The organism is Streptomyces sp. NPDC059248, assembly GCF_042753905.1.
GTDB lineage: Bacteria > Actinomycetota > Actinomycetes > Streptomycetales > Streptomycetaceae > Streptomyces.
This window is the reverse complement of record NZ_JBHYZV010000145.1, coordinates 1-9,032: the sequence shown is the minus strand read 5'-3', so window position 1 is coordinate 9,032 and position 9,032 is coordinate 1. Positions and strand designations below refer to the sequence as shown.

The following is a 9,032-nucleotide window of genomic DNA, read 5'->3' as shown; positions in this document are numbered from 1 at the left end:
GCGCCCACCCCCGGCGCGGGACGGGACACCGGTCGGAACGGAACACCAGTCCAATCCCGGGCACGTATACGCGCCCGGCCCCACCCCCGGGTCATGCCACACCGTTTCCCCCACCGGAACCGCCCCGCTTCCGTACCGTGAACGCCCGTGGGAACGCGGCCGACAGCGCCGCGCACACCCGGGGAGGACCACGTGGACAGGAAGACCCGCCGAGAACTGGCCGCCGAGGTCCACGCCGAACGCGAACGGCTGCTACCGCTGCGCGCCAAGGCGACCCGGACCACGATCGCCCTGGTCAGACAGAACACGGAACAGCCGCCCGAGCTGGTGCCCTATCTCAATCTCGCCTTCCTCATCGGCGTCCGGCGCACCCAGGGCCCGGACGCCGTCCTCGCCTTCGCCCTGTCCCTCGCCAACTGGGCCGTCGCCACCGTCGACGAGGTGGCGCGCTACACCGGACGCACCGCCGAACAGGTCGTCGACCAGTACGAGACCGACATCATGGCCGCCCACGCGGCGGACCCCGACGACCACTGAACCCCGGCACTCGACATCGAGAGCACTCCCGCGGGCAAGCCCCTGGCCGACCCCGTGGCAAGCCCACGAGCCGGCACCGCGAGCGACCACGGCCCCGGGTATCCGGGGCGCGGCGCCCCGGAGCCTCCGGGCTAACCGACCGCCCCCGGCCGGCACACGTCGTCCCGGCGCACCCAACCGCCCAGGTTCTCGTCGTCCGTGCCCAGGACGGTTCGCGGCGCGTCCGAGACGCAGGCCACCGCCTCCACCTTGTGCCCGCCGAACACACCGAGCCGCAGCGGCCGCGCCCGCCGCTCCAGCACGGGCTCGCCGGCCGCGCCGATCACGATCCGCCCCAGGTCGTACACGGCGCTGCGGAACGGCCCGTCGTCACCCGGGTCGGACGCCGCCGACGTCACCAGCCGACCCGAGTACGTCACATCGGCGTCGCTGATGTGACGTACACGCTCCGCCGGATACGGCACCGTGACGTCCACCGCGCGCGGCGGCCCGAACCGGAGCGTCTCCCACTCCAGCCGGGCCAGCCGGACCGAGCCCGGATCGGCGTCCTGCCCGCGATGCGCCCAGAGCGCCACCAGCCGACCGCCCCGCCGCGCCAGGGCGAAGCTCTCGTAATTGTCCCCGGTCACGACACCCGGCACCGTGAACTCCCGTACCACGCCGACCGAACGGTCCCGTAGCCGCAGGTGATAGCCCCGGCCCGAGCTCTCCAGCGCGACGAACTCCCCGGGGCGGCCCGGCACATCGCTCAACGCCTCCAGATCGACCGGCAGCCGCGGCCCGTCCCAGCGCAGCGGCAGGGCCTCCGCCGACCCGTCCGCGGCGATCCGCACCCGGGACACCCGGGGCTGCCCCGTCCGCTTGTTGTCGTGGACTACCAGCAGATCGCCCGGGTCGGCGCCGGACGCCGCGGTGGCGATCCCGCTCACGCCGGAGGTGATCCCGGGGCCCGTGGGCACCCAGCCGTCGTCGGCCGTCGCGGGCCAGGACGCCGCGCAGACCAGCGCGACGGCGGCGGCCACGATACGGAACGGAGCATGAAGACGCGTCATGGCCCGCACCCTAGGGTCGCGGACCGTGCCCCCGGTCCCGACGGACCCATCCGTCCTCCGTACGGCCCCACCGCGTCACCCGCCCGCACGGCGCCCTCGTGGGCCCGGCGGCCGGCTCCGCCCCCACGGGCGAACCGGCCGCCGCACCGTCCCTCAGGACACCGCGGTCCGCCGCACCTCCGCCGCCCGTGCTACCGCCGCCACGACGAGCGCCACCGCCACCAGCAGCGCGCTCGACCACAGGGCCGACCGGTAGCCGAGCCCGGCACCGATCGCCGCCCCCGCGATCCCGGGGCCGATCGCCGCCCCGACGTTCAGGGCCGCCGTGGCGTACGAACCACCCAGCGTCGGCGCCTCGGACGCCGCGTACACGGCCAGGGTGATGAGGGTCGAACCGACCGCGAACGACAGCATCCCCTGCACCAGGACCAGCGGCAGCGCCACCGGCCCGTACCCCGCGCCCAGGGCGAAGGCGGCCCATCCGACGAGCAGCGCCGCGCCGCCGGGCACCAGCAGCCGCATCGGACGGCGGTCGGCCATCCGTCCGCTCAGGGTGACCCCGGCGAACGAGCCGACGCCGAACACCACCAGCACCACCGGCATCCAGTGCTCGGCGAACCCGGCGACATCCGTCATCACCGGCGCCAGGAACGCGAAGGTGGCGAAGGTGGCCGCGTTCGCCAGGGCCGCGACCGCCAGGGTGACCAGCAGCCGGGGCCGCCGCAGCGCGCGCAGTTCACGCCGGGCGCTCGGCGCCTCCGCGCCGGTGCCGGGGCCGGCACCCGGTACGTCCCCGGCGGAGGACGGCGCCCGCGCGGGGATCGACGCGGGGATCGACCGGACGATCGCGAGCACCACGGGCACACAGACCAGGGCCACCGCCCAGAACGCGGCCCGCCAGCCCCACAGTTGGCCCAGGACCGCGCCCGCGGGCACCCCCGCGACGATGGAGAGGGTGATCCCGGAGATCAGGACGGATACGGCCCGGCCCTTGGCGTCGGCGGGCACCAGACCGGTCGCGGTCGCCATACCGACCGCGACGAAGCCCGCGTTCGCCAGGGCGCCGACGACCCGGGTCGCGAGCAGGACCCCGAAATCGGTGGTGAGCGCGCCCACGACATGGGCGGCCATGAAGACGGCGAGGAAGATCAGCAGCGCCCGCCGTCGGGGCCAGCGCAGACTGAGCACCGCCATCAACGGCGCACCGACGATCATTCCTACGGCGAAGGCCGAGGTCAGCGCCCCGGTCGCGGCCACCGACACATCGAGGTCGGCGGCGATGTCCGGGGCGAGCCCCGCGAGCATGAACTCGGACGTACCCTGCGCGAACACAGCGAGCCCCAGCATGTATACAGCGAATGGCACAGCACACTCCACAACCCGTGTCGGGTCGTCGACAGGCCGCGGCACACCGCGCCGTCGCCCCGGGCGTGACCGGACGGAGTCGTCGGAGCGTCCGTCGGAACGTCAAACGTCCACCGTCCGTCGTCGCCCGCTCGGGCGCGCGGTGTCACCACGGGTGGGCGAACCGGCGACGGGACCGCGGCACCGGCCGTGCGCGGAGCACGGCGACGGCGGAACGGCACGGTCGTCCGGTGAGGGGGAAAGCCCGGCACACCGGAAGAGTTCCGGGACACCGGGAAGAAGAAGCCCGTGGCGAGGGGCGCTCCGAGGAACCGCGCGCGAGCCGGAACATCCGTACGCGGTCCGCAACGGGACGGCGCCGGGTCACACGGCGGGGCGGAAGGCCACCGGAGAGCCGGTGGCTAGCGTCTTGAGGCCTCGGGGCTGGACATGGCGCCCACCTTAGTAACCCGCCCCGGGACGCGTCCACCGGGTTTTCCCGTGAGCCGGGGCGTGGTGCCGGGGGAGTGGTCGTACGGCTCCGGAGGCCCGCCACGCTCCCCGGACCGCCCCCGGCCGGACCGGTGAAAGCGGTGCGGGGGTACGGCGTCCGTGCCGTACCCCCGCACCGTGCTTCGCGCGTCAGCGCAGATTGTCGCCCCAGCCGCCCTGGATCATGGTCTGGAACGCCCATGCCCCACCCTGCTTGACCAGGATGTCGGCGTACCGCAGCCGCTGGGTGGTGCCGCCCGCGGTCATGGTCGAGTCGGTGAAGACCACGGCCATGGCCGCGCTCAGGAAGACGGGCGTACGGACCGACGCGAAGTCGATGTCCTCGGACCCGTCGCCCATGACATGGGTCATGGTCTCGACGAACTGCCGCCGGTCCCACTGGGCGGTGACGCCGTCGCCGGCGGAGTCGTCGCTGACGAGATTGAGCGGGAAGACCGCCCGGTCGGCCATCGCCTCGACGTCGCGCCGGGCCGCGGCCGCGTCGTACTCGGCGAACCAGGCGTCGATCCCGGCGAGGTCCTCCGCGGTCGGGGTGTATCCGGCGTCGGGCAGCTGGGTCACGTGCTCTCCTCACAGGTACTGATCAAACTTGACTACGCTGACAGTAGTACCCGTGCGGCATTTAGTCAAACTTGATTACCGAGATTCCGGGGCGACGCCCCGACCCGGCGGGCGTTTCGGCGGCGAACGCGGCGGGGACGGGGACCCGTATGGCCACCACCCCCACCCCCGATTCCCCCGCGGGCCCCGCTCCCGACCCGGCGGGCGACGCCGCGGCGGTCTTCGACGCGATCGGCGCCTCCTACGAAGAGGTCTTCGCCGAGACGCCCGGCCGCCGCGCGTCACTCGATCAACTGCTCGCCCGCCTCGCGCCCGGCAGCCGCGTCCTCGACGTCGGCAGCGGCACCGGCCGCCCCACCGCCGAGACCCTCGCCGCCGCCGGCCACCATGTCACCGGTGTCGACGTCTCACCCGTCATGACCGACCTCGCCACCCGCCGGGTCCCCGGGGCGTCGTTCGTCCACGCCGACATCCGCGAACTCGACCTGCCCGAAGGCGGCTACGACGCCGTCTGCGTCTACTTCGCCCTCCTCCAGATGCCCCGCGCCGACCAGACCCGCCTCCTCGGCCGTCTCGTCCGCGCCCTCACCCCCGGCGGCCATCTCGCCCTCGCCACCGTCGCCCTGGACGTCGAGGACCTCGGCGTGGAGTTCATGGGCCGCCCGATCCGCGTCACCAGCTTCGCCGCCGACCACTTCAAGACCGTCGTCGGCGGGGCGGGAGCGACCCCGCTCTGGGAGCAGAGCGACACCTTCACCCCACCCCTGCCCGACGCCGTCACCGAGGAGCACCTCTACCTGGTCTGCCGCCGCACGGGGTGAGGGTCCCGCGGCGCGTCCGGCACCGCACCCGCGGGCCGGGGCTCGGTCAGAGGTCGCCGAATCCGTACCGCTCCTCGAACTCGTCGGCCAGCAGCCCCATGATCACCAGATCCCGGTGCCGCCCGGCGAGGAAGGCGTGGTCGCGCAGCCGCCCCTCCTCCACGAACCCCAGCCGCCGGTGCAGCGCGACGGACGCCTCGTTGTACGCGTACACCTCCACCTCGCACTTGTGGAAGCGCCGCTCGGCGAACATGAAGCGCAGGAACAGCACCACCGCCTCGGCCGCGTACCCCCGGCGCTGGTGCTCCGAACCGATCCCGATCCCGTACCGGAACCGGCCGGCCACCGTATCGACGTCGTGGCTGTTCATCGTGCCGACCACCGCCCCGCCGTCGAGCGCCTCGACCACCACCCGGAAGCAGCCGTCCCGGGGCTCGGCCACGGACTGCTCCTTCGCCCAGGCGCGATAGCCCTCGGCCGAGCGCGGAGGGTGCAGCGCCTCACCGGAGCGCTGGTCCCCGGAGTGCTCGTCGAAGCGCATGAACGCGGCCCAGTCGTCCGGTTCCACGGCGCGCAGACGTACCCGCCGACCGGTCCAGAATGACGTCATCCCGCTATTCGATCATGGTGTGTCCGTCCGGGCCACCGGGTTCCCCGCCCCCGTCCCGGCCCGGTGGACCCCGGGCGAACGCCGCACGAACCGGCGACCCGGAGCCGCTCCCGGTACGGACCGGCCACACCACTCGACGGGGCGGTCACCCCGATACGGTCACCGGGACAAGCACGGCGATAATCGCGGCGCCCCACGCCACGCGTCTGATAGCGTGGCGCCGCCCGTGATCACGATACGAGGAGCGGCCGACATGGCAGGCGTGGCAGGAGACGACGACATCTCCGGGTGAGACCCGGATCGGATCGCCGACGACCGGTGTGTACGAGCACCGTCGGTACGGCCCTGTCGTCCTGCCCTACCCACCGGCGCTTCCGCCGGTGCGCCGCCCTTTCGTCCGCCGGGACGGAACACCGTCTCCGTTCCCGTACCCCCACGAGGTATCCACCGTGCCCGACGCCTCCGTCATCTGCTCCGACCTGTCCTTCGCCTGGCCCGACGACACCCCCGTCCTCACCGGACTGTCGTTCGCCATCGGCCCCGGCCGCACCGGCCTCGTCGCCCCCAACGGCTCCGGCAAGAGCACCCTGCTCCGTCTGATCGCCGGAGAGCTGCGCCCCACCGCAGGAACCGTCACCGTCGACGGCACCCTCGGCTACCTGCCGCAGACCCTCCCGCTCACCGGCGACCTCGCCGTCGCCGAAGTCCTCGGCGTCGACGCCGTCATCCGCGCCATCGACGCCGTCGAATCCGGCGACGTCGACGAGAGCCACTTCACCACCATCGGCGACGACTGGGACATCGAGGAACGCACCCGCGCCCAGCTCGACCGGCTCGGCCTCACCCGGCTCGCTCTCGACCGCCGGCTGAGCACTCTCAGCGGCGGCCAGATCATCACCCTCGGCCTCGCCGCCCAACTCCTGCGGAACCCCGACGTCCTCCTCCTCGACGAACCCACCAACAACCTCGATCTCGACGCCCGCCACCGCCTCCACGACGCCCTGGAGGGCTTCCCCGGCACCCTCCTCCTCGTCAGCCACGACCGCGCCCTCCTCGACCGCATGGAACGCATCGCCGAGCTCGGCCCCGGTGGACTCCGCCTCTACGGCGGCGACTTCACCGCCTACGAGGAGGCCGTACGCGCCGAACAGGACGTCGCCGAGAAGAACGTCCGCAACGCCGAGCAGGAACTCAAGCGGGAGAAGCGGGAGATGCAACAGGCCCGCGAACGCGCCGAACGGCGCGCGAGCAACGCCGCCCGCAACCTCAAGAACGCCGGACTGCCCCGGATCTTCGCCGGAAACATGAAACGCGGCGCCCAGGAGGCCGCGGGCCGCTCCGGCCAGACCCACGCCGCCCGGGTCTCCGACGCCAGGACCCGCCTCGACGAAGCCGAACGCGCGCTCCGCGACGACCAGCGCATCGCCCTCGACCTGCCCGACACCACCGTCCCCGCCGGACGCACCCTCTTCCACGGCGAAGGGCTGCGCGTCCGCCTCGGCGACCGCGACGTCCTCGGCGGCACCGGTGTCGACCTGTCCATCCGCGGCCCCGAACGGATCGCCCTCACCGGCCCCAACGGCGCGGGCAAGTCCACGATCCTCCGCCTGATCAACGGCGACCTCGCCCCCGGCGACGGCACCGTCACCCGGGCCGGCGGACGCGTCGCGTACCTCTCCCAACGGCTCGACCTGCTCGACCTCGACCGCACCGTCGCCGAGAACTTCGCCGCCGCCGCGCCCGGCCGCCCGGAAGCCGAACGGCTGACCCTGCTCGCCCGCTTCCTCTTCCGCGGCGCCCGCGCCCATCTGCCCGCGGGCGTCCTGTCCGGCGGCGAACGGCTGCGGGCCACCCTCGCCTGCGTCCTCTGCGCCGACCCGGCGCCCCAGCTCCTCCTCCTCGACGAACCCACCAACAACCTCGACCTCGTCAGCGTCGGCCAGCTGGAGGGCGCCCTCGGCTCCTACCGCGGCGCGTTCGTCGTCGTCAGCCACGACGAGAGCTTCCTCGCCCGGATCGGCGTCGAACGGCGGCTGCGGCTCGCCGACGGCACCCTCACCGAGACCGGCGCCCCCGGGGAATGACCGATACGGCGGCCGGGCGCGCGTTCGCCGCCCGGCCGCCTACACTCCCTGATCACCCGAACGACCCAAGGGGAGCTGACCACATGGCACTGAACGGGCGGGACCCGGTGGACCGCATCGACACCGGCAAGGCGCACTCGGCACGCGTCTACGACTACATACTCGGAGGCAAGGACCACTACCAGGTCGACGTCGAAGCGGGCGACGCCATGTGCGCCGAATGGCCCGCCCTCCCCGTGCATATGCGCGCCAACCGCGCCTTCATGCACCGCGCGGCCCGCCACCTCGCCCGCGACGAGGGCGTCCGCCAGTTCCTCGACATCGGCACCGGCCTGCCGACCTCGCCCAACCTCCACGAGATCGCCCAGAAGGAACGCCCCGACGCCGGCATCGTCTACGTCGACAACGACCCCATCGTGCTCGCCCACGCCCGGGCCCTGCTCACCAGCTCGCCCGAGGGCCGCACCGCCTATGTCGACGCCGATATGCGCGACCCGGACGCGATCCTCCGGTCACCCGCCTTCCAGGACATCCTCGACCTGGGCCGGCCGGTCGGCCTCATGGTGATCGGCATGCTCCACTTCATCATGCCGCCCGAGGACCACACCCTCGTACGCCGCCTGCTCGACCCCCTCCCGTCCGGCAGCTTCCTCGCCATGACCATCGGCACCGCCGACTTCGCCCCCGACGAGGTCGGCCGGGTGGCCCGGGAGTACGAACACCGGGGTATGCCCATGAGACTGCGGACCCGCGCCGAGGCCGAGGCGTTCTTCACCGGACTCGACCTGGTCGAACCCGGGCTCCGCCAGGTCCACCACTGGCGGCCCGACCCCGGCGCGCCCGCCTGCGACGACCGCGATATCGCGATGTACGGGGCGGTGGCCCGCAAGCCCTGAGGCCCGTACGCGGTGCCGGGCCCGGCCGCCCCGTCACGACTGCCGGGCCCACCGGAACCGCCCGGCGCGGTCCGCCGCGTACCAGCAGACCGCGGCGGTCCCCGCGCCGAGCGCCGTCCCCAGCGCGTTCATCACCAGGTCGCCGGAGTCACAGCCCCGGCCCAGTCGGGGGAGGAGCGCCTGCACGGTCTCGATCACCGCCGACAGCAGCGTCCCGGCCGCGGCGACGGCGAGCGGACGACGGGACGCGAGCGCCCCGAAGAAGCCGACGGGAACGAACAGGGCGACGTTGAGCCATCCCTCGGCGAAGAGGATCCGGTTGGCGAGATCGACACTGGTGGAGCATGTGATCGAGGTATGGAGGCCCGCGCCGACCGGCGGGAGGGTGAGCATCAGGACCGCCGCCGCGGCGGCGGTGGCCAGCGCCCAGGACACCGGCCTGCGGCTGCGGCCCCGAGCCACCGCGTAGACGGCGACCGTCGCCGCCAAGGCGGCCAGGACGGCGGTTGTGATGAACGCGCGCGGGACATTGGCGGAGAGATAATCCACGGGAAACCGTTCCATGACAGGTGCCGGAACACGGCACGACGAGGGTTCCGGGGCCGCCCCGGGCC

General features: G+C 73.4%; 9 protein-coding genes. 4 read left to right on the top strand and 5 right to left on the bottom strand.

Features of this window, described 5'->3' with window-relative positions:
* The first annotated feature begins 192 nt into the window (after positions 1 to 192).
* Complete coding sequence (locus tag ACFXG1_RS32595; protein WP_384722181.1) at positions 193 to 537, top strand: hypothetical protein; 345 nt, start codon at positions 193 to 195, stop codon at positions 535 to 537.
* A 131-nt stretch (positions 538 to 668) separates the two neighbouring features.
* On the opposite strand, the gene ACFXG1_RS32590 is transcribed toward ACFXG1_RS32595, so the two are convergent.
* The 3 genes from ACFXG1_RS32590 to ACFXG1_RS32580 all read right to left on the bottom strand — a co-directional run bounded on the left by ACFXG1_RS32590 (position 669) and on the right by ACFXG1_RS32580 (position 4,007).
* Positions 669 to 1,589: a hypothetical protein gene (locus tag ACFXG1_RS32590; protein ID WP_384722178.1), complete on the bottom strand. Its 921-nt coding sequence runs from the start codon at positions 1,587 to 1,589 to the stop codon at positions 669 to 671.
* 153 nt (positions 1,590 to 1,742) lie between these two features.
* Complete coding sequence (locus ACFXG1_RS32585) at positions 1,743 to 2,954, bottom strand: Cmx/CmrA family chloramphenicol efflux MFS transporter (RefSeq protein ID WP_384745795.1); 1,212 nt, start codon at positions 2,952 to 2,954, stop codon at positions 1,743 to 1,745.
* Between the two features lie 621 nt (positions 2,955 to 3,575).
* Positions 3,576 to 4,007, bottom strand: a complete 432-nt coding sequence (locus tag ACFXG1_RS32580; protein WP_384721367.1) for a nuclear transport factor 2 family protein — start codon at positions 4,005 to 4,007, stop codon at positions 3,576 to 3,578.
* Positions 4,008 to 4,156: 149 nt separating this feature from the next.
* On the opposite strand from ACFXG1_RS32580, the gene ACFXG1_RS32575 reads away from it, so the two are divergent.
* Positions 4,157 to 4,828, top strand: coding sequence for a class I SAM-dependent methyltransferase (locus tag ACFXG1_RS32575; protein ID WP_384721364.1), 672 nt, complete (start codon positions 4,157 to 4,159; stop codon positions 4,826 to 4,828).
* A gap of 46 nt (positions 4,829 to 4,874) precedes the next feature.
* Here the strand turns inward: ACFXG1_RS32575 and ACFXG1_RS32570 are convergent, their stop codons facing one another.
* The gene (locus tag ACFXG1_RS32570) at positions 4,875 to 5,438 is read right to left on the bottom strand and encodes a GNAT family N-acetyltransferase (protein ID WP_384745792.1); all 564 of its coding nucleotides are present in this window, start codon (positions 5,436 to 5,438) and stop codon (positions 4,875 to 4,877) included.
* A 449-nt stretch (positions 5,439 to 5,887) separates the two neighbouring features.
* Here ACFXG1_RS32570 and ACFXG1_RS32565 point away from each other — a divergent pair, with 449 nt between their 5' ends.
* Positions 5,888 to 7,522, top strand: coding sequence for an ABC-F family ATP-binding cassette domain-containing protein (locus tag ACFXG1_RS32565; RefSeq protein ID WP_384745790.1), 1,635 nt, complete (start codon positions 5,888 to 5,890; stop codon positions 7,520 to 7,522).
* A gap of 83 nt (positions 7,523 to 7,605) precedes the next feature.
* Entirely contained in the window at positions 7,606 to 8,418 is an 813-nt protein-coding gene (locus tag ACFXG1_RS32560; protein ID WP_384724213.1) for an SAM-dependent methyltransferase, read from the top strand.
* A gap of 33 nt (positions 8,419 to 8,451) precedes the next feature.
* On the opposite strand, the gene ACFXG1_RS32555 is transcribed toward ACFXG1_RS32560, so the two are convergent.
* Entirely contained in the window at positions 8,452 to 8,967 is a 516-nt protein-coding gene (locus ACFXG1_RS32555; protein ID WP_384745788.1) for a VanZ family protein, read from the bottom strand.
* Positions 8,968 to 9,032: the final 65 nt, after the last annotated feature.

Bases quoted from the DNA above. Each gene is read 5' to 3' on its own strand.
- ACFXG1_RS32590 (WP_384722178.1), bottom strand. From the start codon at position 1,589: ATGACGCGTCTTCATGCTCCGTTCCGTATCGTGGCCGCCGCCGTCGCG.
- ACFXG1_RS32575 (WP_384721364.1), top strand. From the start codon at position 4,157: ATGGCCACCACCCCCACCCCCGATTCCCCCGCGGGCCCCGCTCCCGAC.
- ACFXG1_RS32570 (WP_384745792.1), bottom strand. From the start codon at position 5,438: ATGACGTCATTCTGGACCGGTCGGCGGGTACGTCTGCGCGCCGTGGAA.
- ACFXG1_RS32560 (WP_384724213.1), top strand. From the start codon at position 7,606: ATGGCACTGAACGGGCGGGACCCGGTGGACCGCATCGACACCGGCAAG.